30 protein-coding genes are annotated in these 26,050 nt (G+C 66.2%); 16 read left to right on the forward strand and 14 right to left on the reverse strand.

Annotated elements, in window-relative coordinates; translation table 11 throughout:
• Positions 1–3: 3 nt before the first annotated feature.
• Positions 4–327 carry a carboxymuconolactone decarboxylase family protein gene (locus LG367_RS12600; protein ID WP_226469612.1) on the reverse strand — a complete coding sequence of 108 codons (324 nt, stop codon included), beginning with the start codon at positions 325–327 and terminating at the stop codon, positions 4–6.
• A gap of 109 nt (positions 328–436) precedes the next feature.
• On the opposite strand from LG367_RS12600, the gene LG367_RS12605 reads away from it, so the two are divergent.
• Positions 437–1,330: a LysR substrate-binding domain-containing protein gene (locus LG367_RS12605; RefSeq protein WP_226469613.1), complete on the forward strand. Its 894-nt coding sequence runs from the start codon at positions 437–439 to the stop codon at positions 1,328–1,330.
• Between the two features lie 135 nt (positions 1,331–1,465).
• Positions 1,466–2,317 carry a shikimate dehydrogenase gene (gene aroE / locus LG367_RS12610; protein ID WP_226469614.1) on the forward strand — a complete coding sequence of 284 codons (852 nt, stop codon included), beginning with the start codon at positions 1,466–1,468 and terminating at the stop codon, positions 2,315–2,317.
• Positions 2,318–2,392: 75 nt separating this feature from the next.
• Here the strand turns inward: aroE and LG367_RS12615 are convergent, their stop codons facing one another.
• From LG367_RS12615 to LG367_RS12650, 8 genes are all read right to left on the reverse strand, one after another.
• Positions 2,393–3,124 carry a hypothetical protein gene (locus tag LG367_RS12615; RefSeq protein WP_226469615.1) on the reverse strand — a complete coding sequence of 244 codons (732 nt, stop codon included), beginning with the start codon at positions 3,122–3,124 and terminating at the stop codon, positions 2,393–2,395.
• Between the two features lie 68 nt (positions 3,125–3,192).
• Entirely contained in the window at positions 3,193–4,521 is a 1,329-nt protein-coding gene (locus LG367_RS12620; protein ID WP_226469616.1) for a DUF58 domain-containing protein, read from the reverse strand.
• A 402-nt stretch (positions 4,522–4,923) separates the two neighbouring features.
• Positions 4,924–5,913 (reverse strand): AAA family ATPase, encoded by a 990-nt coding sequence (locus LG367_RS12625; protein WP_226469617.1) that lies wholly within the window; start codon positions 5,911–5,913, stop codon positions 4,924–4,926.
• A 14-nt stretch (positions 5,914–5,927) separates the two neighbouring features.
• Entirely contained in the window at positions 5,928–7,229 is a 1,302-nt protein-coding gene (locus tag LG367_RS12630) for a DUF4350 domain-containing protein (RefSeq protein ID WP_226469618.1), read from the reverse strand.
• Positions 7,226–8,758, reverse strand: a complete 1,533-nt coding sequence (locus tag LG367_RS12635) for a DUF4129 domain-containing protein (protein ID WP_226469619.1) — start codon at positions 8,756–8,758, stop codon at positions 7,226–7,228. Before LG367_RS12635 ends, LG367_RS12630 begins: the two co-directional genes overlap by 4 nt.
• Positions 8,748–9,749, reverse strand: coding sequence for a stage II sporulation protein M (locus LG367_RS12640; protein WP_226469620.1), 1,002 nt, complete (start codon positions 9,747–9,749; stop codon positions 8,748–8,750). The genes LG367_RS12635 and LG367_RS12640 overlap by 11 nt, the downstream gene beginning before the upstream one ends.
• A 1-nt stretch (position 9,750) precedes the next feature.
• Positions 9,751–10,431: an RDD family protein gene (locus tag LG367_RS12645; RefSeq protein WP_226469621.1), complete on the reverse strand. Its 681-nt coding sequence runs from the start codon at positions 10,429–10,431 to the stop codon at positions 9,751–9,753.
• A complete protein-coding gene (locus LG367_RS12650) occupies positions 10,431–10,928 on the reverse strand; it encodes an RDD family protein (RefSeq protein WP_226469622.1) in 498 nt (165 codons plus the stop codon). The genes LG367_RS12645 and LG367_RS12650 overlap by 1 nt, the downstream gene beginning before the upstream one ends.
• Positions 10,929–11,121: 193 nt before the next feature.
• On the opposite strand from LG367_RS12650, the gene LG367_RS12655 reads away from it, so the two are divergent.
• The gene (locus tag LG367_RS12655; protein ID WP_226469623.1) at positions 11,122–11,379 is read left to right on the forward strand and encodes a YkgJ family cysteine cluster protein; all 258 of its coding nucleotides are present in this window, start codon (positions 11,122–11,124) and stop codon (positions 11,377–11,379) included.
• Here LG367_RS12655 and LG367_RS12660 read toward each other — a convergent pair.
• Positions 11,376–11,924 carry a gamma carbonic anhydrase family protein gene (locus LG367_RS12660; protein WP_226469624.1) on the reverse strand — a complete coding sequence of 183 codons (549 nt, stop codon included), beginning with the start codon at positions 11,922–11,924 and terminating at the stop codon, positions 11,376–11,378. The two genes, LG367_RS12655 and LG367_RS12660, sit on opposite strands and share 4 nt — an antisense overlap.
• A 117-nt stretch (positions 11,925–12,041) precedes the next feature.
• On the opposite strand from LG367_RS12660, the gene LG367_RS12665 reads away from it, so the two are divergent.
• The 3 genes from LG367_RS12665 (at position 12,042) to xth (ending at position 15,259) form a co-directional block, all read left to right on the forward strand.
• Positions 12,042–13,463, forward strand: coding sequence for a coniferyl aldehyde dehydrogenase (locus tag LG367_RS12665; protein ID WP_226469625.1), 1,422 nt, complete (start codon positions 12,042–12,044; stop codon positions 13,461–13,463).
• Between the two features lie 63 nt (positions 13,464–13,526).
• Positions 13,527–14,489 carry a hypothetical protein gene (locus LG367_RS12670; RefSeq protein ID WP_226469626.1) on the forward strand — a complete coding sequence of 321 codons (963 nt, stop codon included), beginning with the start codon at positions 13,527–13,529 and terminating at the stop codon, positions 14,487–14,489.
• Positions 14,486–15,259: an exodeoxyribonuclease III gene (xth, locus tag LG367_RS12675; RefSeq protein ID WP_226469627.1), complete on the forward strand. Its 774-nt coding sequence runs from the start codon at positions 14,486–14,488 to the stop codon at positions 15,257–15,259. The genes LG367_RS12670 and xth overlap by 4 nt, the downstream gene beginning before the upstream one ends.
• A 77-nt stretch (positions 15,260–15,336) precedes the next feature.
• Here the strand turns inward: xth and LG367_RS12680 are convergent, their stop codons facing one another.
• Both LG367_RS12680 and LG367_RS12685 read right to left on the reverse strand, forming a co-directional pair.
• On the reverse strand, positions 15,337–15,606 hold the full coding sequence (locus LG367_RS12680; protein ID WP_226469628.1) for a GlsB/YeaQ/YmgE family stress response membrane protein: 270 nt from the start codon (positions 15,604–15,606) through the stop codon (positions 15,337–15,339).
• A 130-nt stretch (positions 15,607–15,736) separates the two neighbouring features.
• Positions 15,737–17,131 (reverse strand): AMP-binding protein, encoded by a 1,395-nt coding sequence (locus LG367_RS12685; protein ID WP_226469629.1) that lies wholly within the window; start codon positions 17,129–17,131, stop codon positions 15,737–15,739.
• Positions 17,132–17,284: 153 nt separating this feature from the next.
• Between LG367_RS12685 and LG367_RS12690 the strand changes: the two genes are divergently transcribed.
• The 10 genes from LG367_RS12690 (at position 17,285) to cls (ending at position 24,534) form a co-directional block, all read left to right on the forward strand.
• Entirely contained in the window at positions 17,285–17,890 is a 606-nt protein-coding gene (locus tag LG367_RS12690; protein ID WP_226469630.1) for a 4'-phosphopantetheinyl transferase family protein, read from the forward strand.
• A gap of 172 nt (positions 17,891–18,062) precedes the next feature.
• On the forward strand, positions 18,063–18,710 hold the full coding sequence (rsmG, locus tag LG367_RS12695; protein WP_226469631.1) for a 16S rRNA (guanine(527)-N(7))-methyltransferase RsmG: 648 nt from the start codon (positions 18,063–18,065) through the stop codon (positions 18,708–18,710).
• A 178-nt stretch (positions 18,711–18,888) separates the two neighbouring features.
• Entirely contained in the window at positions 18,889–19,719 is an 831-nt protein-coding gene (locus tag LG367_RS12700) for a ParA family protein (protein WP_226469632.1), read from the forward strand.
• Entirely contained in the window at positions 19,716–20,642 is a 927-nt protein-coding gene (locus LG367_RS12705; RefSeq protein ID WP_226469633.1) for a ParB/RepB/Spo0J family partition protein, read from the forward strand. Before LG367_RS12700 ends, LG367_RS12705 begins: the two co-directional genes overlap by 4 nt.
• Positions 20,643–20,656: 14 nt before the next feature.
• On the forward strand, positions 20,657–21,091 hold the full coding sequence (locus LG367_RS12710; RefSeq protein WP_226469634.1) for a hypothetical protein: 435 nt from the start codon (positions 20,657–20,659) through the stop codon (positions 21,089–21,091).
• Between the two features lie 144 nt (positions 21,092–21,235).
• Positions 21,236–21,964, forward strand: coding sequence for a glycosyltransferase family 2 protein (locus tag LG367_RS12715; RefSeq protein WP_226469635.1), 729 nt, complete (start codon positions 21,236–21,238; stop codon positions 21,962–21,964).
• An 11-nt stretch (positions 21,965–21,975) separates the two neighbouring features.
• Positions 21,976–22,302 carry a lipid-A-disaccharide synthase N-terminal domain-containing protein gene (locus LG367_RS12720; protein ID WP_264179912.1) on the forward strand — a complete coding sequence of 109 codons (327 nt, stop codon included), beginning with the start codon at positions 21,976–21,978 and terminating at the stop codon, positions 22,300–22,302.
• A 241-nt stretch (positions 22,303–22,543) separates the two neighbouring features.
• Entirely contained in the window at positions 22,544–22,780 is a 237-nt protein-coding gene (gene rpmB / locus LG367_RS12725) for a 50S ribosomal protein L28 (protein WP_226469644.1), read from the forward strand.
• Between the two features lie 7 nt (positions 22,781–22,787).
• Positions 22,788–22,955, forward strand: a complete 168-nt coding sequence (rpmG, locus tag LG367_RS12730; RefSeq protein ID WP_425490963.1) for a 50S ribosomal protein L33 — start codon at positions 22,788–22,790, stop codon at positions 22,953–22,955.
• Between the two features lie 142 nt (positions 22,956–23,097).
• Positions 23,098–24,534: a cardiolipin synthase gene (cls, locus tag LG367_RS12735; protein ID WP_226469638.1), complete on the forward strand. Its 1,437-nt coding sequence runs from the start codon at positions 23,098–23,100 to the stop codon at positions 24,532–24,534.
• 34 nt (positions 24,535–24,568) lie between these two features.
• On the opposite strand, the gene LG367_RS12740 is transcribed toward cls, so the two are convergent.
• Both LG367_RS12740 and LG367_RS12745 read right to left on the reverse strand, forming a co-directional pair.
• The gene (locus LG367_RS12740) at positions 24,569–25,186 is read right to left on the reverse strand and encodes a methyltransferase domain-containing protein (RefSeq protein WP_226469639.1); all 618 of its coding nucleotides are present in this window, start codon (positions 25,184–25,186) and stop codon (positions 24,569–24,571) included.
• Positions 25,187–25,299: 113 nt separating this feature from the next.
• The coding region (locus LG367_RS12745; protein ID WP_226469640.1) for a hypothetical protein at positions 25,300–26,050 on the reverse strand (751 nt) is incomplete at its 5' end.

Consider the following 26,050-nt stretch of genomic DNA (forward strand, 5'->3'; position numbering starts at 1 on the left):
GGCTCAGGCTCCTGAAGTATCCAATTCGCGCAGCACCCGGATCGCGGAGAACGCCACCGGCCAGCCGCCATAGAAAGCGAGATGCGTGATCAGCTCGACCAGCTGCTCGCGATCGATGCCGTTCTCGATCGCCAGGCGCAGATGGAAGGGCAGCTGCTCGGTGCGGTTGAGGGCGATCAGCGCCGACACCGTGGCGAGGCTGCGCTCGCGCGGCGACAAGCCCGGGCGGGTCCAGATGTCGCCGAACACCAGGTCGTCGGTCAGTTCGGCCAGTTTCGGGGCAAGGTCGCCGATGGCCTTGCGGGCGTAGTCGGGGTCTTGGGACATGACGGGTCTCTTGCAGGAGAGGACTTGACGGAACCAGCCTAGTTCCGCACCTTAATAAAAGAAATCGGGAAATTTCGAATCAATCGTTCTGAAATCCGGGACAATTTAGATGCGCGGCATCCACTTCGATCTCGACGCCCTGCGCAGCCTCGCCGTCGGCGTCGAGCTGGGTAGCTTCGCCAAGGCGGCCGAGCGCCTGAATCGCTCCACTTCCGCTGTCAGCGCGCAGTTGAAGAAGCTGGAGGAACAGGCCGGCACCCCGATCCTGCGCCGCGCCGGCCGTGGACTGGCGCTCACCGAGGCCGGTGACACGCTGCTGGCCTATGCCCGCCGCCTGCTCGATCTCAACGACGAAGCCGCCACCGCCCTGCGCGGCACCGCGCTCGAAGGCTGGGTGCGGCTGGGCTTGCAGGAGGATTTCGGCGAAAGCCTGCTCTCCAATGTTCTCGGCCGCTTCGCACGCGCGCATCCACGCGTGCGCATCGAGGCGCGCATCGCGCGCAATGCCGAACTGCTCGAACGCGTGCGTGGCGGACAGCTGGATCTGGCACTCGCCTGGAACACCGGCGATGCACTGGCGCATGGAGAACCTCTCGGCGAAGTACCGATGCGCTGGATCGGTTCGCGAACGGGCACGCCCGAATTCCCGTCGAACGATCGCGAACCGCTGCCACTGGTGATGCTGGAATCCCCTTGCGTGATGCGCAGTGCCGCCACGGCCGCGCTCGATCGCGCCGGCATCCCTTGGCGTCTGGCCTTCACCAGCGCTAGCCTCGCCGGCATCTGGGCGGCGGTGAACGCGGGCCTCGGCCTGAGCTTGCGCACGCCGATCGGACTGCCCGAAAGCGTACACGTGCTGGACGATCCGACACTGCCGTCCGTGCCGACGCTGGGCCTCAGCCTGTTCGGCCTGTCTCACGCCGAAGCCACGCCCGCACCGGCAGTGACGCGCCTGGCGGACCTGCTGCGCGAAGCCGTGCGGGACGTGCTGACGGCCATGTGATCTGGAGTGCGCCTTTCACGTTCCGTCATGACACATCGTCGTGAAGCGAGGCATCCGGCGCGGGAGTAGACTGACTGCGGGTCTCGCGGCCGGACGATACGGGCCGCCCTTCTTTCCTCAGCAATCGAGGCTGCAATGTCCCCATCCCGCCATGCCGTGTTTGGTCATCCGGTCGCACACTCGCTCTCTCCGCGCATCCACGCTTCGTTCGCGAAGCAGACCGGCATCGCGCTGCAGTACGAAGCGATCGAAACGACACCGGAAGCCTTCACCGCATCGCTGGCCGCCTTCGCCGCGAGCGGCGGCAAGGGCGCGAACGTGACGCTGCCACTCAAGGAAGCCGCCTTCAAGCTCTGCGTCGACGTCAGCCCGCGCGCGAAACGCGCCGGCGCCGTCAACACGCTCACGCGCACCGAAGACGGCGCCAACTGGCGCGGCGACAACACCGACGGCGCGGGATTGCTGCGCGATCTCGGCGACCGCCAGGGCCTCGACCTGCGCGAACGCCGCACCCTGCTGCTCGGCGCCGGCGGCGCGGCACGCGGCGTGGCGCCGGCGCTGCTCGACGCGGGCATCGGCGACCTGTACGTGGTCAACCGCGACAGCGCCCGCGCCGACGCACTGATCGACGCGCAGGGGCAGCCGGGACGCGTGCATTCGCGCTACTACACCGACCTGCCCGCGCTCGGCGAATTCGATCTGATCATCAACGCCACCTCCGCCGCGCGCAATGGCGGCATGCAGAAGCTGCCGATGTCGCTGATCGGCGCGCGCACCGCCTGCGTCGACCTCAGCTACGGCGAAGCGGCGATCCCGTTTCTCGCCTGGGCGCGCGCGGCCAACGCACACGAAGCGATCGACGGCCTCGGCATGCTGGTCGAACAGGCGGCGGAAAGTTTCCAGCTGTGGCACGGCGTGCGGCCGGAGACGGACGAGGTCTACGAAGCATTGCGCGGACGCAACGCGGCGCTGGTGACCGCGGATTGATGACGCCGACGATCGTCCGATCGCGGATTTCACGCACAGCAGGATCGATCGCGAAGCCGCGCCGCGATTGGCGCGCTAGACGGCCTCGTATCTGATCGAAACCCGATAGTCGGGCTGGCTGGCCGCGATCCGGAACCCAGGCATCGCCTCGACGGCGGCGAAGAAAGCATCCGCGGATGGATAGTCAAACGACCACAACGTGATGTCTATCCCCTTCAACTCCTCGCTTGGCGGACAAGTGAGCTCGCAAAGCAGCTGCTCGAAATGATCGTACCCGCCATCCGCCGCGGGCATCTCGAACTGACAAACAGGATTGAAGTAGAAACGGGGCGACCCTGAAAATTCATAGGTTCCGGCCTGAAAAAGAAGCCCGACGCCTCTCGACCCGAACACTTCGTGGCCATATGCCTTGAATGCCGACCAGGCGGCCATCCCCGAAGCCGATTCACCGACGCCATGATCCTGCATGATGGATGCGAGGCGCTCTGCTTCCGACTCGCCGCCACGGATCAGAGAAGGAGCAGCGCCGGGATTGCGAAGGGACAGGAACAAGATGAGCGCGATCGGCGGCGCAAACGCGGAGAGCAGCCCATAGAGCCATGGATTTTTGCCCAGCGCTCCAGCCGCCTTGGCGATGAACCAGGCCGCGAACAGATTGGAAATCAGAACGACGAGCAGGACTGGCCCGTTGGAAATCCCAAGTTGCTCCAACACGACACCCAATGCGGTGCCGCCGAACACTCCAATCAGCAAACACCAGCCGGCTCTGCCTAGGCTCACGTCATCGTATGCGAACAGGTTGAACATTCGAGCCCCTGTGTGAATTGAATCTTTCGGAGCAGTCGCCTCAGAAGTGAGTCAAGGCAACGACGTGCTTACAACAACCCATCCCGCTTGATGGCCAAATAGCGCTCCACCAATGCCGCCGGCAACTGTTCGCAGGTGACATCGAGCACCGTGACACGATGGCGCCGCAACGCGTCGTGCACCGCGGCACGCTGAGCGAGATAACGCGCAGCGGCACTGGCGCGGATCGCGGTGGCATGATCGTCGGCGGGTCCGTCCAGGGCTTCGTCGACGGCCCGCTCGCGCAACGAGGCAACGACGACGAGATGACGGCGCTGCAGCATACGCACCGCCGTCAGCAGATCCTCGCTGTCCTCGTCACGCAGATTGGTGACCAACATCAGCAGGGCGCGACGACGCTGGCGCAGCGACAGCTCGGTCGCCGCGGCCAGATAGTCGGTGGCCACCGATTGCGGCTGCAGGTCGTAGCAGGCACCGAGCAGGGTATCGATGGCACCGAGACTGCGCTGCGGCGCCACCCAGCGCTGCTCGCTGCCCGTGGTGAACAGCCCCACCGCATCGCCCTGGCGCAGCGCCAGATAGGACACCACCAGCGTTGCATCGAGCGCATGATCGAAATGCGCCAGCTCGCCATCGCGCGCGCGCATGCGGCGCCCGGCATCGAGCATCATCACCAGCTGCTGATTCTTCTCGTCCTGATATTCACGTGAGATCAACCTGCGCGCACGCGCGGTGGCCTTCCAGTCGATCTGACGCAGGCTATCGCCAACGCGGTACTCGCGCATCTGATGGAAGTCCGTCCCCTCACCGCGCCGCCGCTTCAGATGCGCACCGACGATCCGCGAGGCCTGCTCCGCGCTCAGCAACGCCAACCGCGCCAACGGCGCGAAATTGGGAAACACACGCACCCGCTGCGGCGCACCCGCCACGCGTGATTGCCGCCACAACCGGAATGGCGACAGCAACCGCAGCTGCACGCCATCGAAAACGAAATCGCCGCGCGCATTCGGTCGCAGACGATAGGCGAAGCTGGACACCGTGCCCGGCGCCAGCGCGAGCCGGCGCGGAAGATCCTGCGTTTCCCATCCGCCGGGATGCAGATCATGCACATCGACCCGCTGACGGCGCGGACCACCTTCCACCTGCAACACGACTTCCCGCTCGACACCGATCGGCAAGGCTTCCGGCACGTTACGCACGATTTCCGGCGTCGCGCGTCGGCGCAAGCGCCAAGCATCGATCAATGCCAACACAGCAAGCCCGACCCCACTCCACACCCAAATCTGCAGCGGAAGCCATCCGAAACTCGTCACCACACCCAACGCCGCCCACAGCGCAAGCGCTGTTACCAGCAACGGAGCAGGCTTTGGAATGGCGGTGTGGAACGGATTGGCCATGAAATTCAGATGCTCTAGCTTTTCGCTTCTAAAAATGTCGATACGCCGGTAACGCAAGGAGACCCGAAGGTGTCGAGGACCATTGGTCCGAGGGCACAGGATGTGCGCCGTTTTTCGACCGAGCCATGGATGGCGAGTCGAAAAATCCGGATAGCAATGAAACCCTGGGGCTGCTTTGTCGGGTAAAGCTTTTTTCTTTGGTTCTTTTCTTTTGACGCTTATAAAAATAATTGAACTCGGCCGCGCAGCGGACGAAACGCTTTTGCCTTTCAACAGCAACAGCAAAGGCAAAAGCCAAATGGATCCCAGCTTCCGCTGGGACGACGAGCAAAGGCAACGACAAAGTCCATGAATTCCCGCCTTCGCGGGAATGACGAGCGAACAACAAGGGCAGCGAAAAAATCACTGCCTCGGCGCCTCCACCTTCGCCAACAACGCATGCAACACCTGATCCGCATCCTGCCCCTCGATCTGCAACTCCGGCGCCAACTCGATGCGATGCCGCAACGCCGGCTTGGCGATGTCACGGATATCGTCCGGCGTGACGAAATCGCGCCCCATCAGCACCGCCTGCGCGCGTCCCGCGCGCACCAGCGCCAGGCTGCCGCGCGGGCCGGCGCCGAGCGCGATGCCCGGCCATTTCCGCGTCGCCGCAGCGATCCGCACCGCGTACTGCACGACGGCATCGTCGACGGTGATCATCGCCGTGCCCTGCTGCATGGCGACGATGTCCTGCGCAGACGACACCTGCGTCACCTGCGACAGATCGAAATCCGCCGCGGTGCGTCCCGCGCTGACCGCGGCCACCATGCGCGCCTCGTCGATCTGCGAGGGATAATCGATCAGGATCTTCAGCAGGAAGCGATCGAGCTGCGCCTCCGGCAATGGATATGTGCCTTCCTGCTCGATCGGGTTCTGCGTGGCCAAGGCCATGAACGGCGGCGACAGCGGGAAACTCGCGCCTTCGATGGTGACCTGCTGTTCCTGCATTACCTCCAGCAACGCCGACTGCGTCTTCGCCGGCGCGCGGTTGATCTCGTCGGCGAGCAGCAGGTTGGTGAATATCGGTCCGCGCCGGATCACGAAGCTCTCGGTCTTCGGATCGTAGACGGCATGGCCGCTGACGTCGCTCGGCATCAGGTCGGGTGTGAACTGCACGCGGGCGAAGCCGCAGCCCAGCGCCTGTGCCAGCGCGCGCACCAGCAACGTCTTGCCGAGGCCCGGCACGCCTTCGATCAGCACGTGGCCGCCGGCGAGCAGGGCGACGAGGATCTGGTCGAGCACATCGGGCTGCCCGATGAAGGCCTTGCCCACTTCGTCGCGCACGCGCGCGACGCGTTCGGCGAGGGCTTCGCCCGTGATCGGTTCGGGAAGCTGTGCCGATGTGCTCATGAGTGCTTCGCTGCTCATAGTTTCTGTCTCATCTGAATCAAACGGGCGATGCGGAGCCGGAAATCGGCGCCGTCGGAAGGTCGAGGAGTCTGCAAGGCGTGGACGACATCGGACACCGGCATGCCGGTGTGCTCGGCGATGGCCTGCGCCTGCGCGGGTCCGTCGAGCGCGGCGGCCAACGGATCGCGGCGGCGCAGGCGCGCGAAGAAAGCCTCGCGCATCGCCTGGTGCAGCACGTGCGCGCGGCCGTAGCGCCAGAGGTGCTCACCGCTGGCCTGCACGTGTTCGAGCAGGGCGCGGCGTCCCGGTTCCGGCGTGGGCCGCAGCGGGCCGAAACGCTGCTTGCGCATCCACAGCCAGGCGAACACGGCCAGCAACAGCGGCACCCACACCATCCATGCCCTCTCCAGCAGCAAGCGCCATAGCGGCGGCATGCTGGCGGCATAGATCAGATGCACCGTGCCCTGCTTCCATCCCGGCTGCAGCAGCTGACGCGCGAGCGCCAGCTTGGCGGGATGTTCGAGTTCGCTGTTGTTGAGGAAGTCCAGATCGGACAGCACCTCGATAGTGCCGTCGCCGTGCGCCAAGCGCGCGTAGACGTAGCCGGCGTCGAGATCGCCCCAGCTCAACAACGGCTCGACGCCTTCCATGGTGAAACGCGCACTGCCGCAGAACAGCATCGGTGATGCGACCCTGGCCGCCTTGTTTGCCGCTTTGGCCGCCGCCTCGGCCGCGGCTTCCGCCTCAGCTTTGCTTCCAGCTTCAGGTTCCGCTGCGGTTTCGGTTTCGGTTTCGGTCTCGGCGTCGTCTTCGCTTTCAGCTTCGGAATCGTCTTCGGTTTGCCCTGCTCCCAATGGCATGCAGGCGGACTCGTCCGGCATCGGGCGCAGTTTCAAGTTCCACAACAATTGTCCGGGACGGATCTCGCTGCCGAAGCGTTCCTCCGGCGGCATGCGCAACAGCAGATGTCCGCCATCGGACACCCACTCGAGCAACGCGTCGACATCGACGGTCGGCAGCGTGCGCGGATCGTTGTACAGCACCAGCGTGTCGTGACGGCCGAGCCGTGACTGGCCATGCGGTGATTGGTCGAGCTGCAGCCGTTGCCGCGCATCGACTTTCACGCCTTCATTGCGCAGGGCCAGCTTCAGCGCGTACAGCGGGTTGTAACTCGCCTCGCCGCGCGGCGGCATCGGCACGATGCGCTCGACGCGCTTGTAGTTGTGATACCACCACCACGCGAGCAGCGCGATCACCGCCGCGGCGCCGAGGATGGCGAGCGCGATCAGCCCCTTGTTGTTCTTGCCCGCGCTCATCCCGCCCACCCGAAGCGCTGCGAGAGCGTGCCGAGCAGCGTCTCGAATTCGGCATCTTCCGGCAGCCGCTGCGCATAGGCCGCGTACTGCCAGACGCGCACGATGCGCGAGAACGCGTCGCGATCCTCGCTCTGCGGCATGCGCCTGGAGGCGCGCAGGCATTCGGATTCGGTGGCGCCAGGCACGAGCGCGACGCCGGCGCGTTCGGCCATCACCTCGACGCTGGCGCGATACAGCAGCGCCAGCGCGCGGCGCGGTCGTCCTTCACGCCACAGGGCGCGCGCGGCGGTGGCGATGTCGTCGGGCAGGATTTCCGGCAACGTCGCATCGGTCACGTCCACCGGTGGCGGTTCCTGGCGCCCCGACAAGCCGCCGCGCAGCCACGGCCACCAGCGTTTCGCGGTCAACGCCAAGGCCAGCACCAGGGCACCGAGCACGACCCACAAGACGATCTCGCCGATGAGGCCGATCGATTCCAGCAATCGGCTGAGCCACTTCATCTGCGGCGGCTCGAACTCCTTCTTCTCCGCCGGATGACGCTTTTCCCAGCGCACTTCCTTCTTCTTCGGCCGCAGCAGCGGATCGCGATAAGCGCGACCGACCGCTTCCTTGAACGAGCCTTCGTCGACCAGGCTCTTGCCGAAGACTTCCTTCAACGTCGCCGCCTCGGCCTCGCCCTTGACCTGCGGCAGCGGGCACATGCCCGAGCTTTGCGCATGCGAGGGCAAGGTCACAGCCATCGCAACGACCAGCAATAGTGTCGTGGCACCCGCCTGCAACCGCGCGCGCAGGCGGCGGAAGGCGATTTCCACGTCCCAGGCCTCGATCTGCGTGCGGCGGTTGAGGTACAGGCCGAAGCCCGCGCCGACGTAGAACGGCTCGATCACGCTGGTACCGCCCCAGACCAGCACGTGCAGCACCACCACCAGCCAGGCCGGCGGCTGGTATTCCATGAACAGCCAGACCTGATTCCGCAGTTCGGGCAGATATTCGAACGGCACCAGCAGCATCGCCAGCGACACACCCGACATCGCCAACGCGCCGATGAAGCCGAAGCACGTCAGCGTCAGCAGGATGGTGGTGCCGCTGACGCCGGTCACGAGCACGCAGCGGCGTTCGCGCAAGCGCTTCGGCTCGACGCCTTCGAGCAGGTCCACCGGCAGCGTCATCGCCCGCATCGGGCTGAAGCGGCGCCACAGCAGCATCGGCCACATGGCACGCCAGCCCCAGCGCCACTGGGCCGTGAGCGTCTGCCGCGTGCCCGGCGCCTCGCCAAACACGGCGCGCGAGAGCACGTACAGCGGAATGCGGTCGAACAGCGGCTTCAGCCACCACATCACCAGCCAGGGCAGCCAGACCATGCCCAGCGCCCATCCGGCCGCGTTGACGAGCACGAAGACCGGCAGCGTGATCAGCAGCCAGGGCATCCAGATCGCGCGGGCATTGGTGCGCACGAGCGCGGTGCCGAGTTCCACCGCTTCCCACGGCGAACGCGGGCGCAGTTCCACGCGCAGGGATTCAAGACGCATGCGTCATCGCTCCGCGTCCGCCACGCCACAACCAGAACAGCACTCCCGCCCAGAGCGCACCACCGACCGAGAACTTGATCCACGCCGGCATCCATCCGATCGACGACCAGAACGCCTCAACGAACGCCGCGAACACCAGCATCGCGAACACGCCCAGGCACAGCCGCGCGAACACCTTGCCGCCCTCGATCAACGCATCGATGCGGCGCCGGCGTCCCGGCGCGAGCAGATCCAGGCCCAGGCGCAGCCCGGCGGCGCCGGCGATCACGATCGCCGTCAATTCCGGCGCGCCGTGACCCACCACGAAGCGCCAGAACGGATCGCCATGCCCCACCGTCTGCAGATGCGCGGCGATGCCGCCGAAGATCACACCGTTGAAGGCCAGCGCCAGCAGCGAACCGATCCCCGCGAGGAAACCGCTGGCGGCGGTGCGGAAGGCGATGCTGACATTGTTGAGGATGTAGTGGCCGAACATGATCAGATCGCCGCCGCTCTCTCGGCCGATCCTGGTGTGCGTCGCGCCTGGGTCGTACATCGCCTCGAACTCGGCGATCTGCTGCGGATTGAACAGGCTGTGGATCAGCTCCGGCTTCCACTGCACCGCCAGATACATCCCGACCGTGGCAATGACGAACAACGCCGCCGAGATCCACAGACAGCCGCGCTGCGCGCGCACCAGGCGCGGGAAATCGGCGATCAGGAATTCCAGCGCGCGGCGCCAGCGCGGCGGCGCCGGCCGATACAGGGCGTTGTGGCCGCGCTGCATCAGATCCTGCAGGCGCGTGGTCACGACCGGGCTGTAGCCGCGGCGGCGTGCCAGCGCCAGATGCTGGCACAGGCGCCGGTAATGCACCGGCATGTCCTCGTCGCGCAGGCCGTCCCACTTGCGTTCGGCGCGAGCCTGGCGCGGATTGTCGCCGCGCGCCTCGAGCCACTTCTCGAACGCCTGCCATTCCGCCTCGTGACGGGCGATGAAATGCGCCTGCCTCATCTCACCGCCGTCCCAACAACCAGCTCGCGATGCCGGCCAGCCGCATCACGCCGAGTTCGCCGCGCGCGCCAGTGACCGGCTCGACGATGTCGGCAAGTTCGCGCTGGCGTTCGGTGGTGAGTTGCGTGGCGCGTTCGGCGAACGCGATCACCGCCACTTGTTCCTGCGGACGCAGCGGCACGGCCGGCGCATGCACGCTCACGCTCGGCGCCGTGCGCAGCAGACGCACGCGCGGTGCGTGCACGACCACGGTGCCGGCGACCATGTCGCCCAGCCTGCGTCCGTAGGGATCGGCGAGCCCGGCGATCACGCCGAAGGCATAGCCGAACGGCAGCATGTCCACGGTGCGCATCAGATTGCGCACGATCGACGCCATCCAGCCCACCGGCGCGCCGTCGGCCGAGACCACGCGCAGCTCCAGCGCGCGCTTGCCGGGCGTCTGGCCGTCGAACATCGCCTCGCACACCACCGGATAGCCCCACATCAGCAGGAAGATGACGATGAGGTACACGGCCAGGCCGATCTCGTCGAGAAAGGCCAACGCCATGCTCGAAGCGGTCGCCACGCCGAAACGGATGATGGCGTCGACCAGCCAGGCCAGCGCGCGCGGCACCGGTCCGGCCGCCGGCAACTGCAACGCGACGCCCTCCGGGGTATGGACCTCGCGGAACGTATCGAGCATCAGACGTCGACGACGATCGTGTCGGCGATCAGGTCGTGCAGGCAGCGCTTGTCCTGACCGAAAATGAAAAGCGTGTCGATCAGCGAAAAGAGCGGCACCATCCCCAGCACGCCTTGCGCCAGGAGATAGCGCAGGCCGAACAGACGACCGAGCCCGGTGCGCTGGCCATTGCTGCGCACGATGCGGATGCCGCACAAGCGCTTGCCCAGCGTCTGGCCGTGCCGGTGCAGCAGGATCAGATCGATCACCAGCAGCGCGACCAATCCGCCCAGCATCAGCAAGCCAGCCGCGGCGGAAATCCGATCCTCCTCGGCCCGTCCGAAGCTATCGACGAGAATGGCCGGAAACAGCACCGCGAAAAACGCCACGGTGTCGAGAAGATAGGCGCCCAACCGCTTCCAGCGCGAAGCGGGCACCACCGTTCCCACCGCCTCGGACTGCAACACGGGCGCCGCCGGTGCCGAATACGGATTGAAAGGCAGTCGAACCTCTTCCATGTGCGACGTCTCCCTGCACCGTCGACGGGTCATCCCCGCAACAATGCTACTACAGCAATTGCGACGGAAGCCCGGCCAAGTCTCCGACCGCGCGACACCGACGCATGGAGATCGCGCCTCTGTTCCTCCCATGCCGGAGCCGCTACCGTGGCGAACATCCGCTCCCAACCCGCGTCCGTCGCCGGAACCCGTCATGCGCTGCCGTGAAGGCTGCGGTGCCTGCTGCATCGCGCCGTCGATCACCTCACCGATTCCCGGCATGCCACACGGCAAACCGGCCGGCATTCCTTGCGTGCAACTGGACGACGACTATCGATGCCGATTGTTCGGCTCGCCGTCACGTCCGGCGTTCTGCGCCTCGCTGCGTCCGGCCGAGGACATGTGCGGCGCGGATCGCGGGCAGGCGCTGGAAACGTTGCGCTTGCTCGAACTCGCCACCGTGCCTCGTTAGGTCGCGCCGCCGCTCAGATACTCATCCTTGAGCCGCACGTAGTGCTTGGCGCTGTAGTACAACGCCTCGATCTCGGCATCGGACAACATCCGCACCTTCTTCGCCGGATTGCCCAGCCACAGCTCGCCCTCGCCGACCACCTTGCCCGGCGCGATCAGCGCGCCGGCGCCGACGAAGCCGTGCTTGCGCACCACCGCGCCGTCGAGCACCACCGCGCCCATGCCGATCAGCACCGCGTCCTCGATGCGGCAGGCGTGGATCACCGCCTTGTGGCCGATGGTGACATCGGCGCCGATCACCGCGGCGAATCCGCCGAGCTTGGCATGCGGCCCGTCATGGCTGACGTGCACCACCGTGCCGTCCTGGACGTTGGTACGGGCGCCGATGCGGACGAAATTCACATCGCCGCGGATCACCGTCTGCGGCCAGACCGAGACGTCGTCCTCGAGCACGACATCACCGATGACGGTGGCGGCCGGATCGACGTAGGCACGGGCGCCGAGCACGGGGCGCTTGTCACGATAGGGGCGGAGATTGGCGGTCATGGGGGGATTTTAGTGCGGCGCAGGTGGGAGACGCGGACAAAATGACATCCCCGCCATGCTGGCCCGGACCCGCTTCACTCTCCGTTCCCCGCTCGGCCTATAGTTGAACGCATGGACATGCCCGCCCAAACCGCCGTCGCCGACCTGCAGCCCACCCTCGCCCGCCTGCGCACCGCCTGGCAGCGCAACCGGCCGGATGCGCGGCAGCGGCTCGACGACCTCGCCCGCCTGCGTGCCGCCGTCAAGGCCGGCACCGACACCATGCTGCAGGCGATCTCCGCCGACTTCGGCCACCGCTCGCAACACGAGATGCTGATCGCCGAGACCATGACCGTGGTCGCCGAGATCGATCATCTGCGTCGCCACCTGCGTGGCTGGATGAAGCCGCGCCGCGTCGGCGCCGGCTGGCGGCTGTGGCCGGCGCGCGCACAGCTGCGGCCGGAACCGGTGGGCGTGGTCGGCGTGATGTCGCCGTGGAACTATCCGGTGAACCTGGCGCTGATCCCGCTCGCCACCGCGATCGCCGCCGGCAACCACGTCTTCCTCAAGCCGTCCGAGCACGCGCCGCGCACCAGCGCCTGGCTGCGCGACGTGCTGGCCGAAGTGTTCCCGGCCGACCGCGTCGCCGTCGCCCTCGGCGATGCCGCGCTCGGTGCCGCCTTCGCCGCGCTGCCGTTCGACCATCTCGTCTTTACCGGGTCCACGGCGGTCGGCCGCAAGGTGATGGCGGCGGCCGCACCGAACCTGACGCCGCTGACGCTCGAACTCGGCGGCAAGTCGCCGGCGATCGTGACCGCCGACTACCCGGTCGAACAAGCCGCCGCGCGCCTGTCCACCGGCAAATGGTTCAACGGCGGACAGACCTGCATCGCACCCGACTACATCCTGGTCGAACACAGCCGCCGCGACGCCCTCGTGCAAGCGCTGCGCGCGCAGGCACAAACGCGCTACGGCGACCTCAAGGACGCCGGCGACTACACCCGCATCATCAACGAAGGCCAGTACCGGCGCCTGCGCGGCTATCTCGACGATGCGCGCGCGCGCGGCCTCGACGTGATCGCATTGGCCGAGGTCGATCCCATCCGCGCCGAGGCCGAACACCTCATCGCCCCGACCCTCGTCCTCGAACCCGGTGACGACGCCAAGGTGATGCAGGAGGAAATCTTCGGCCCGATCCTGCCGATCCGCAGCTATCGCAGCCTCGACGAAGCACTGGCGTGGATCGAGGCGCACGACCGTCCGCTCGCGCTGTATCCCTTCAGCCACGATCGCGGCACCGTCGAGAAGATCCTCAATCGCATCCTGGCCGGCGGCGTCACCGTCAACGACACCCTGCTGCATTTCGCCGCCAGCAATCTGCCCTTCGGCGGCGTCGGCGCCAGCGGCATGGGCCAGTACCACGGCCGCGCCGGATTCGATGCCATGACCAAGACGATTCCAGTGCTGTGGCAGTCGCGGCGCTCGGCGACTGATTTGCTCAAGCCGCCGTATCGCGGGTTGGCGGATCGGATGGTGCGGTTGTTGGCCGGACGTTCGTGACCCGCACGCGGGGCGACGTGGCGCCGGCATCGATGCGTCGGCGTGCGGCGGACACACGATCCGATGTCTGACCCCGTCAAACCCATGCGGGGTACGCCAGCCGCCAAGGAACCCCCGAAACCGGCTTCGCCATTGTTCGGCTGGGCGTTCTGGCTGTGGCTGGCGGCCTTTCCCCTGGTCGCGCTGGCCTTGTTCTCTTGGGTGGAGCGTTCGCAGTCGTTGGCGATCGCCTACGCCCTGCCGTTGCTGGGACTGATCGCGCTGATCGCCGTGCCCAGCATGGCGGTGACAGTCGGCGCGATCACCCGCACCCTCAAGGCCAGTCTCCTGGGCGTACTGCTGGGTCTGCTGCTCGTGCCGCTGGGTGCGCAGCTCATGCAGGAAGTCGACAGCAACCGCTGGCAGGCGGAATACGATGAATTCCAGCACTTCGGTAGTCTCGTGCTCGGCGGTGACCGCGCCGCGATCGCTGCCGGCCTGGATGGGCTGCGCCATTTCAACCAAACCGAAGCCATGTGCGTGCTGGCCAGCGACGATTCGCAGGGCGGTGGGCTCGGCTACCTGCTCCCGGATGCTCCCGAGGCGGGGCGCACGCGGCTTGGCACTCCCTACGTCGTCGCCAATGAACGCCTATTCCTGGTGGCCGACATCATCGTGTCTGGCAAGACTCCGATACGTGAGAAACAAGCCGTGCTGTTCAACCTGCTGCAAGCGCTGGACGAGCGCGATGCGCAACCGCGCTACGACGACTGGCTACGGCTGTGGCTGCGCACCCGCCCCGCAGTCGCGCAATCGGATCCGTTGCATTTCGACGGCGTCGGCGCGCGCGACCTGAAGGGCTACTGTTCGTCCGGCGACGATGCACAATTGGCGTCGCTGGCACAGCGCGTGCGAATCGGCCCTGCCGCCGATCCGTCACTATCCGCGACACCGGCGATGCAAGCCGCCCACCATGCGGCCGCTGCCGCCGCGGCCGAAGCGCAAGCCGCCGCGTCCCTCCCGCCTTCCCCACCCAAGCCGCCATGAAAATCGCCAGCTGGAACGTCAACTCCCTCAACGTCCGCCTGCCGCATCTGGAGGAATGGCTGCGCGCCGCGCAGCCGGATGTGGTCGGCATCCAGGAGACGAAACTGGAGGACAGCAAGTTTCCGGATACCGTGCTCGCCGGTCTCGGCTACCGCAGCGTGTTCTCCGGGCAGAAGACCTACAACGGCGTCGCCATCCTCGCCCGCGATCGCGCCATCGAGAACGTGCAGATCGGCATCCCCGGCTTCGACGATGAGCAGAAGCGCGTGATTGCCGCCACTGTCGACGGCGTGCGCATCGTCAATCTGTATGTCGTCAACGGCCAGGACGTCGATACCGAGAAATACGCCTATAAACTGCGCTGGCTCGACGCCGTACACGAATGGCTGGCGCTGGAATTGCAGGCGCATCCGCAACTGGTCGTGCTCGGCGACTTCAACATCGCTCCGGACGAACGCGACGTGCACGACGCGGCGATCTGGAACGAGAACCACATCCTCACCTCCACCGCCGAGCGCGCCGCGCTCAAGCGCCTGCTCGACCTTGGCCTGCACGATGCCTACCGTCTGCACGACAACGACGCCGGCAAGTTCAGCTGGTGGGATTACCGCCAGGCCGCATTCCGCCGCAATCTCGGCCTGCGCATCGACCTCACCCTGGTGTCCGATGCCCTGCGCGCACGCGCGTCCGCCGCGGACATCGATCGCGAACCGCGCACCTGGGAGCGTCCCAGCGATCACGCGCCTGTCTGGGTGCAATTGCAGTCATAGCGAATCGCAAGCAATACGGAAAAGAAAAGGCCCGGTGTTCCGGGCCTCTTCTTTAAAACCGGTTTCAGAGCGATGGGTCAGCGCGCACGCCCACGCGTGAACAGGTTGATGATCAGCAACAGAACCACGGCGCCAATCAGCGATGACACCAATCCCATGATGCTGAAGTCGCCGCTGTTGACCGTACCCGTGCCCAGCAGTGGTGCGATCAACCAACCTCCCAGGAACGAACCAACGATACCGACGACGATATTGAGGATGATGCCCTGCTGGGCGTCGCGCTTCATGATGAGGCTGGCAACCCAGCCGATGATGCCGCCTACGATCAGCCAGATAATGAAATTCATGCTGCGACTCCTGAAAAGTTGAGCGGGATACGCCTCAGCACTGCTGCGGCGCAGTCAACCTAACGTTGGCGGCGTTACGGTGATGTGGGGGAGATGAATGCAGTCGCAACGGGTGTTGTGCCGCCCATGCTCAACGCATGCTGCTTTGCAGCAGTTGCAACAAGGCCGCGCGCGGCAGTTTGCCGGTTTCGTTGCGCGGCAACGCATCCACGCGTTGCAGGCGGCGCGGCAGGAATACGGAGTCGACGCTGCGGCGCAGGGATTGCAGGATGTCGCGCTCGTGCAATTCCGGCGCGACAACGAGCGCGGCGATGCGGCGCACACCATATTCGTCGGCATCGTCGAGCTGGAACACGATGCCATCACGCACGCCGGGAATCGCCAGCAGGCGACGCGTCAGATCACTGAGCGATGCGCGCTTGCCGGCGATCTCGAGCAGATCGGCCTGACGGCCACGCAACAGGAAACAGCCGTCGGATTGCAGTTCCATCAAGTCCGCGAGCACGACCGGTTGTTCGAGATGCGCGGCCTGCACCTGCGTGCCATCGGGCTGCGGCGTGAGCTGTACGCCGGGCAGCGGCGTCCAGGCTTCTTCGAGCGCGGTGCGGCGGCGCGCGATCACGCAGGTTTCGGTGGAGCCGAACACTTCGCGCACCTCGCAGCCGAAACGCGCTTCGGCCGCCGCGGCAAGCGGCTGCGGCAAGGGCGCGGTCGCGGTGACGATGCCGGCGAGCGGCGGCCATGCGATGTCCGATTCCACCAGCGCGCGCAAATGCACGGGCGTGGTCACGAGCAGGCGCGGCGCGGGCGCGTCTTGCAGCGCCTGCGCGACATCCTGCGGGAAAAACGGCCGTCCGCCGTGTACGGCGACGTTGCCGTGCAGCGGCAGCAGCACCGACATCTCCATGCCGTACATGTGCTGCGGCGGCACGGTGGCCACGACGTGCATCACGCCTGCTTCGCCATCCGGCCACAATCCCGCCAGCGCGGCCAGGTTCTGCATCGTGCTGGTGCGGAAGTTGCGCCAGGTCTTCGGATTCGGTTTCGGCGTGCCGGTGCTGCCGGAGGTGAAGCCGATCGCCACCAAGGCATCGTCGTCGATGGCGGGCAGCGGTCCATCGCATCGCGGCAACGGATCGGGCAGCGCCACGTAATGCGGCAGCGGCATCAGATGCGCTTCGGCGCAGCCGCAAGGCTCGCTGTCACCGAGGCAATAGCTGCCCGGATGCAACGCGCGCACTTCGTCGATCGCCGCGCGCGTGCGCGAGGGCGGCAGCAGCGTGGTCTGTCCACGCAGGGCGACGGCGCAGAACGCCACGAGGAAGCGATAGCGATCCTCGCAGAGATTCACCGCATGCGTGGCTTCCGGCAGGCTCGCGGCGAGCGCGCGCACGTGCGCGAAGAAGGTCTCGAGAGGAATCCGACGATGCGCATCGAACGCGATGGCGCGCGTCGGTGCCCCCTGGGCCAATGCGGAAAGGCTCGAGCTGGCGGACGCAAGCTTGCTCTGGATGACTGCCGACATCGTCTCTTCTTGGTTCCGCGGCGATCGATGCCGCGCTCCCCGTATCCTTACTTCCCCTGCGATTAGCTTACGCTGACTGGGCAGTCGATGCAGGTCCGGCCCGAACCCCGAATTTCGCTCCACGAACGCCCCATAAACGCCAAATCGCTCTCCATGTTCAATCCCGACGACAGCCTCGAACTCGGTCCCGTGCGCTGCGCGTGGGGCGCTTACCACCACGGAACGGTGGCCGAGGCGATGGTTCGGCCGAAACTGGCCGAATGGTTGAACACCGCCGCCCTCGAACTGTCCCTGGCGCGCGATGCGCATGGCCGCCCGCGCCTGAACGGTCCGAACGCGGATTTCGACGTCAGCTGGAGCCACAGCGGCAACGGCTTGCTGGTGGCGCTCGGCAGCGATGTCCACGTCGGCGCCGATCTCGAATGGCTGCGGCCACGGCCGCGCGCGCTGCTGCTGGCGGAGCGCTTCTTCACCGCGAACGAAACGGCGGCGCTGCGCGCATGGCCCGAGGCGACCCGTGAAATCGCTTTCGTGCGCCTGTGGTGCGCCAAGGAAGCGGTGCTGAAGGCGCATGGTCGCGGGCTGGTGTTCGGGCTGGATCGGCTGGAATTCGTCGCCGACGCCGAAACCTGGCGCATGACGGCCTGCGATGCGGCGCTCGGCGTGCCGGAAGAATGGTCCCTGCATGCCTTCACGCCGATGCCGGGCTATGTGGCGGCGTTGGCCTGGCGTGGCCGTCGGCGCGACGAAGATCCGTAAAAACACGCCTGTTCCTGCGCCTGTTCCTGGGCCCCGATCATCGAGGCATGCCGCGCTTTCCTGGCGAAGATATCGCCAGCCTTCTTGTGCGCATCTCTTCGTTGCCTGCTGAAACGCAGCAAGAAATTTCGGACGGCGCGCCCGCGCGCAAGCCAGCCTCTACAATTCCACGATGAGCGATTCCCTTCCCACGACGCTACGCGCGCCCCTCGAGGACGGCCTGCGCGCATTGGCGCTGGACGCCACCCTGGCCGAGCCGCTGCTCGCCTATCTGGCCCTGCTCGATCGCTGGAACCGCACCTACAACCTCACCGCCATCCGCGATCCCGGCGACATGGTGACCTTGCACCTGCTCGACTCGCTGGCGATGCATCCCTACGTGCGCGACATCGCCACGCTTGCCGACCTGGGCACCGGCGCGGGCCTGCCGGGCATCCCGCTGGCGATCGCGGTGCCGGCGCTGCGCGTCACGCTGGTGGAGTCCAACGGCAAGAAGGCGCGCTTCCTGCGCGAGGCGGTGCGCGTGCTGGGGCTGGCGAACGCGCGCGTGGTCGAGGCCCGCGCCGAGGCCGTCGCCGAACCCGGCGCCTTTGATGCCATCACCGCGCGCGCCCTGGCCACGCTGGCCGACATCCTCGCCCTCGGCGGCCATCTGCTGAAACCTGAAGGCCGCCTGCTGGCCATGAAGGGCGCGCACCCGGCGGAGGAGATCGCCGCCCTGCCCGCGGGCTGGCGGGTGCGCAGCGTCTCGCCGCTTCAGGTTCCTGGCCTGGGCGCCGAGCGCCATCTCGTCGAAGTGACGCGCACCGGCCACGTTTAGCGGCCGGCGCATCCGTCCGCCAGGCGCTTTCCGGCATGTTCCGCTGCCGCCGGCACAGTGCGGCGCGGCGGCTGGGGCATAATCCCCAATTCGGACAACCGCCCCGGGCGACCACGCCATCGCGGTTGCCCGGACTTTCCACCCTTCTCAACAGCACGCCCTCAGGCAGCCCGGACCCATGGCCCGCATCATCGCTATCGCCAACCAGAAAGGCGGCGTCGGAAAGACGACGACGGCGGTGAATCTCGCCGCGGCGCTGGCGGCCACGCCCAAGCGCGTGCTGCTGGTCGATCTCGACGCCCAGGGCAACGCCACCATGGGCCTGGGCGTGGACAAGCGCGAGCTGTCGGCTTCCACCTGCGATGTGCTGCTGGAAGAAATCCACGCCGACAACGCCATCGTCAAGACCGACGAAGGCCTCGACCTGCTGCCCGGCAACACCGACCTCACCGCCGCCGAAATCGAACTGATGGACGAGGACGGCCGCGAGCAGCGCCTCAAGCGCGCGCTCGATCCGCTGCGCGAGCGCTACGACTACATCCTCATCGACTGCCCGCCGGCGCTGTCGCTGCTCACGCTGAACGCGCTGACCGCCGCCGACGCGGTGCTGGTGCCGATGCAGTGCGAGTACTACGCGCTCGAAGGCCTGACCGCGCTGCTGCAGACCATCGACGCGCTCAAGGCCAAGCTCAACCCCGGCCTGGAAATCGAAGGCGTGCTGCGCACCATGTTCGATGTGCGCAACAACCTCGCCAACGCCGTCTCGGCCGAACTCACCACACATTTCGGCGACAAGGTGTTCCGCACAATCGTCCCGCGCAACGTGCGCCTGGCCGAAGCGCCGAGCCACGGCCAGAGCATCGTCGGCTACGACAAGGGCTCGCGCGGTGCCGTCGCCTATCTCGGCCTGGCCGGCGAAGTGCTGCGCCGCCAGCGCGAGCGCGAACAGCAACAGAAATCCCCCCCCATGCAGCAAGCCCAGCAAGCACCTTCGGAGAACCCGGCATGAGCGCCGCCAAAACCATCGAAAAGCCCGCCAAGAAGCGTGGGCTCGGACGCGGATTGGAAGCGCTGCTCGGACCCAAGGCCGCGGCCGCCGCGCCGGCCCTGGAAGCCACCCCCAGCGACACCCTGCGCACGCTGCCGGTGGACGCGCTGGCGCCCGGCAAATACCAGCCGCGCAAGCACTGGGACGAGGACAAACTCGGCGAGCTGGCCGAATCGATCAAGGCGCAGGGCGTGATCCAGCCGATCGTCGTGCGCGAGCTGCACGACCGCACCTTCGAGATCATCGCCGGCGAACGCCGCTGGCGCGCCTCGCGCATCGCCGGCCTCACCGAAGTGCCGGTGGTGGTGCGCAGCGTCGACGACCGCACCATGGTGGCGATGGCGCTGATCGAGAACATCCAGCGCGAGGATCTCAATCCGCTGGAAGAGGCGCAGGCCCTGCAGCGCCTGATCGACGAATTCGCCCTCACCCACGCCCAGGCCGCCGAAGCGGTGGGCCGTTCGCGCGCGGCGGTATCGAACATGCTGCGCCTGCTGGAACTGCCGCCGCCTATTCGCGCCCTGCTCGAAGCGCGTCATCTGGAAATGGGCCATGCCCGCGCGCTGCTCACGCTGTCGCCGGAACTGGCCACCAAGCTCGCCACCGATGCCGCCGAGCATGGCTGGTCGGTGCGCGAAGTCGAGCACCGCGCGCAGCAGTTCGCCGCCGGCAAGGTGCCCGTCACCACTTCGAAGAAGCCGCCGAACAAGGCCAAGCCGCAGGCCGACATCGCTTCGCTGGAAACCGAATTGTCGGAAAGCCTCGGCACCCGCGTCAGCATTGCCCATGGGCGCGCGGGCAAGGGCAAGCTGGTGATTCACTACACCGATCTGGATACGCTGGATGGCGTGTTGGAACGGCTGCGCGGGCGCAGTACCTCATAGAGATAAACGGCGTCATGTCGAATGGAGTCGTCCTGACCAAGATATGGTTCGACAACGACTTGGTCGAGCTTCTTGTTGCTGTATCGGATCGGCGATTACGCTTCGAAAACCAAGTGTATGTCAGCCACGATCAACTCGATGACTTGGTCAAAGATCTATCCATTTTCCGGGATCACATCCAGGAAGATTTTCAGGAAATCCAACTAGGCGCGTTCGGACCGAAATACGCCAGCGGTGCATTTCATGCGCGCCTGCAATTCCTCGCGCCCGGCACGCTCTACATTTCCACACTCCAGCAATCCGAATTCACAGGATTTCTCCATGAGGTTGTTGCCAGCGAGGCAAAAATGTATTTGCGGAGCGAACCCATCCTCTTGGACAACTTCATCTCGCAGCTCCAGGCCCTTGCCGCTGGAACCTGTGAAGAAGCCACCTTGCATTGCATTTAACGTTAAGAACCCCTGCGCCATATACTAATCGGCGCTTCGTCGAGAACCTCGCCCCCCACTTGGAGTCCGGTTATCGTGAAACGCACTACGACCGCGCCGCCAAGCGCAAGCCTAATTCATATATCGAAGCCCGTATAACGCTCCATGTCGACCCTTCCTTCTCTTTCCGTCGTCGTCCCGGTTTTCAACGAACAGGATAACGTCGCACCGCTGATCGGAGAGATCGTGGCCGCGCTGCGCGGCAGGATTCCGTTCGAGATCGTCTACGTCGACGACTGTTCCCGTGACGGCACGCTCGACACCCTCAAGCAACTGAAAGCCACCACACCCGAGCTGCGCGTGATCCGCCACCTCTCACAGAGCGGACAAAGCACCGCCGTGCGCACCGGCGTGAAGGCCGCCACCGGCGCCTGGATCGCCACGCTCGACGGCGACGGCCAGAACGACCCCGCCGACATCCCGAAACTGCTCGCCACCCGCGAGACCGCCACGCCCGACACCAAGCTGTTCGCCGGCTGGCGCGTCAACCGCCAGGACTCGGGCAGCAAGCGCTGGGCCTCGAAGTGGGCCAACGCCATCCGCAGCCGCATGCTGCGCGACGACACCCCAGACACCGGCTGCGGCATCAAGCTGTTCGAGCGCGCCGCCTTCCTCGACCTGCCGTACTTCGACCACATGCACCGCTACCTGCCCGCGCTGATGCAGCGCGCCGGCTGGCGCACGGTGAGCGTGCCGGTCAACCACCGGCATCGCGCCAGCGGCGTGTCGAAGTACAACAACCTCAACCGCGCCCTGGTTGGCCTGCGCGATCTGCGCGGCGTGGCCTGGCTGATCACGCGCAGCAAGCGCACCGCGACGGAAGAACTGGCGTGAGCGGCGATTTCATGAACGAGCCGATCGTCTGGCTCGCCTGGACCGGGCTGCACATGAGCCCGTGGAAGCTGATCGGCTTGATCGGCGCGCTGATGTTCGGCGGCCGCTGGCTGGTGCAGTTCATCGCCAGCAAGCGCCACGGCAAGCCGGTGATCCCGCGCCTGTTCTGGTACATGAGCCTGGCCGGCAGCGTGATGACCCTGAGCTACTTCGTGTTCTCGCAGAAGCAGGACTCGGTGGGGGTGATCCAGAACCTGTTTCCTGCCTTCACCGCGGCCTACAGCCTGTACCTGGACATCCGGCATCGCGGCTGGCACCGGGACAAAGCGGGGCACTGATCGCAGCCCCTCCCGGGGCGGTGGCTGTGGATAAGTGCTTGCCCAGGGCCGGCCGGCCGGGCATAATGCGCGGCTCGCTATGTCCGGCCAATGGCCCGGACCGGGCCGGAAACGCGATTCCGCCCGACTCCGCATGGCGGTCAACACCCTCCCGAATTGCGTGGACTCGATGCTGGCATCGGGCTCCGGGGCCGCCGCCTCCCTGGCCAAGGGAAGCATCCATTACCTTTCGAGGTGCGTTATGTCCCGCGTATGCCAAGTCACCGGCAAGCGCGTGCAGACCGGCAACAACGTCTCGCACGCCAACAACAAAACCCGCCGCCGTTTTCTTCCCAATCTGCACGAGCGCCGTTTCTGGGTCGCCAGTGAGAACCGTTGGGTGAAGCTGCGCGTTTCCACCAGCGCCATGCGCACCATCGACAAGAACGGCATCGACTCCGTTCTGGCCGAGCTGCGCGCCCGCGGCGAAAAGATCTGAGGAGCCCATCATGCCCAGCAAACGCGACAAAATCCGCCTGATCTCCTCGGCCAACACCGGCCACTTCTACACCACCGACAAGAACAAGAAGAACACGCCGAACAAGATGGAGGTCAAGAAGTACGACCCCGTCGTTCGGAAGCACGTGATCTACAAGGAAGGCAAGATCAAGTAAGCCTTCCGGCTTCGAGTCATTCGAGAAACCCGCCGCAAGGCGGGTTTTTCTTTTGCGGTCCGCCATGAGGCGGATTGCTTCGTTCCGGAACCGCAACGGCCGCCGGGCTGGACTCTGACGCGATTCGTGCTGCAATGACGGCATGGAACTGCCGGCCATCACCGTCAGCACACTGATCCTGGTCACCGACTGGCTGATCCGCATCGCGGCGTTGTTCTGGATTCCCACGCGCAGTTCGCCGGCCGCAGCGCGCAGCTGGCTGCTGCTGGTCGGCTTCGTGCCGTTGTTCGGGCTGCCGCTCTATCTGGCCTTCGGCCATCCCTGGCTGGCGACGCAGCGCCGCCAGCGCCAGTCGCAGGCCTCGCGCCTGATCCGCGAACTGCAGCAGCCGCTCGCGCAGCTGCGCTGGCAGCCGGCCGGCAAGCGCGAGGAGATCAACGTCGACGACATCGCGCGTCTGGCCGAATCCCTCGGCGATTTCATGCCGATGACCGGCAACAGCGTCACGCTGTTCGACGAATACAACGCTTCACTGCGGGCGCTGCTGGCCGACATCGACGCCGCGCGGCACGAAGTGCATCTGCTGTATTACCTGATGTTCGACGACGCCGTCGGCCGCGCCTTCGCCGAGGCGCTGCAACGCGCGGCGGCGCGCGGTGTGCGTTGCCGGGTGCTGCTCGATGCGGTGGGCGCCAAGCGCGGGCTGCGCGCGTTCGCCAAGCCATTGCGCGCGGCCGGCGTCGACGTGCGCGCGATGCTCGCCGGCGGACTCGCCTGGCGGCGCAGCTCGCGCATGGACCTGCGCAACCATCGCAAGATCGCGGTGATCGACGGCCACATCGGCCATACCGGCTCGCAGAATCTGGCGGCGCCGGACTTCGTGCCCGGCACACCGAACCGCGAGGTCGTGGCGCGCGTCGAAGGGCCGGTGGTGCTGCAGCTGGCGGCCTTGTTCGCCAGCGACTGGTACATCGAGACGGGCGAGGCGCTCGCGGTCGCGACCGAATCGATCTCGGCGATGATCGCCGGCACCACGCCGGCGCAGGCGCTGCCGAGCGGTCCCGCCTATCCGTTCGAGAACGCGCGCAACATGGTCGTGGCGATGGTGCAACGCGCGCAGCGCAGCGTGACGCTGGCGACACCCTACTTCGTTCCGGACGACGCCACGCTCACCGCGCTGCGCATCGCCGCGCTCTCCGGCATCGACGTGCAGCTGATCCTCTCGCGCAGCAACAACCAGCGCCTGACCGCCTGGGCGCAGACGGCCTACTACGAGGAACTGCTCGCCGCGGGCGTGCGCATCGCGCTGTACCGTCCGCATTTCCTGCACGCCAAGCATCTGCGCGTGGATGGCGACATCGCGCTCGTCGGCTCGATCAATCTCGACATCCGCTCCTTCGCGCTCAACGCGGAAGTCGGCCTGCTCTGCTACGACAGCGCCGTGGTCGCGCGCCTGCGCGCGATCGAGGACGATTATCTGGCCCAGTCGGATTTCGTCGATCAGGAGACCTGGCGCCGCCGTCCCACCTGGCAACGCAGCCGCGAGGGGATCGCGCGGCTGGCCGATTCTTTCCTGTGACGCCCGCAAGCAGGCGCCGCGTCGTCGCGAACGCCTATGTTTCCAGAAGATCGCGGCCACCGTGCCGCACCGGACGCGTGTTGGCGTGGCGTGCGCGCAGCATTTGCCGCGAGAGATTCAGGATGATCGACTGCTTGAGCCGCTCCCATGCGCTGATCCGGCCGACGCGGAACACGCCCACCGTGTCACCCCAGTTCGAGCTGGCCTCATCCTCGTGCGGCTCCCAGTCCGTGGTGATCTCCAAAGGCTCCACGCCAGCCCAGCGCGCCAGCGCATCGAAGCCGTCGGGATAGAAGCGCCAGCAGTCGACCGGATAACGGTGCTCGTAACCACGCGAGGGCGCCAGCAGGAAGATCAGGCCGCCGGGCGCGACGACGCGCACCATCTCCAGCCAGCTCACCCAGAAGAAATCCATGTGCTCGATCGCCTGCCCGGACACCAGCACGTCGACCGAATTCGACTTGAACGGCAGGACATACGGCGATTCCAGCACGACATCGACGTTCGGACCTGCTTCCAGATCGACGCCGGTGTACTGCCAGGCCGGATCGTCGAAATATTGCTTGTAGCTGCCGTTGATGTCGTAGCTGCCGATATCCACGACGCGTTGCGGCTTGCCGCGCTGCACGTATCTCGAAACGAGATCCTGCATGTGTTGCATCGAACTCAGATGCACGGGGTTTCCTTGAACGGACCACGAAAAAAGCACGGGGTCTCAAAGACCCCGTGCCCTCTAGTAAAGCATTTAGTCCGTGAATCGGGCTACTAGCGTCCCGGGAGACGGCAGCAGGTGGCGTCCGCACGCCCACCCAGCAAGCCAGAGAGGAGTCCGCCCAGTCGGCAGGTCCAACCAGTCGGCTTGCCGCCGGTGACCGCGGGGGTGGAACCGCCGATCTGCAGGCCGACCGGACCCGTGCAGCCACCGCCGACGGCGGCGTAGCCGGCCGCGCAGGATGCGGTGACGTTCTGGAACTCCAGGTTCAGCAGCGGCGCATCCTTGGTGACGACCACGCAATCCAGCGCCGTGGCGACCGGCTCCATGTAGTAGCCGTAGACGTCGAGGACCACCTGCGTCTGCGAGGTACTGAACACGGAGAACTGGGTCGCGCAGCCCGGACGGCACAGCTTGAGGATGAACGAGTTGCCGATATCCGAATCAACGAAGTTGACCGTCGCCGCATTCGGCCGATCGGTATTCGACGGCCAGGCCACCAGATAACCCACTGGCTGCACGGTATCGACCGCCACCACGTTGACATAGATCGCGGAGGCATTGGCCGGAATACTGCAATTCGTCGACGAACCGCCCTGGGCGGAATAATTGGTCGCCGTCCAGCCGACGAAACTACGCGTCCCGTTCGCGGCGAGAGGACCACCGGCCACGCGGGTATCGACGATGCGGCAGGGCGCCACCGGAGTAAATACCAGGTCATTTTCCGTGCTGCCAATCGCGGTCGGCCGCGCCAATGCCATGTTCGCGGCCGAACTGCCGCCGAACAGCGCACCGGACATCGCA

It is taken from the genome of Luteimonas panaciterrae, assembly GCF_020511115.1.
Taxonomy (GTDB): Bacteria; Pseudomonadota; Gammaproteobacteria; order Xanthomonadales; family Xanthomonadaceae; genus Luteimonas; species Luteimonas panaciterrae.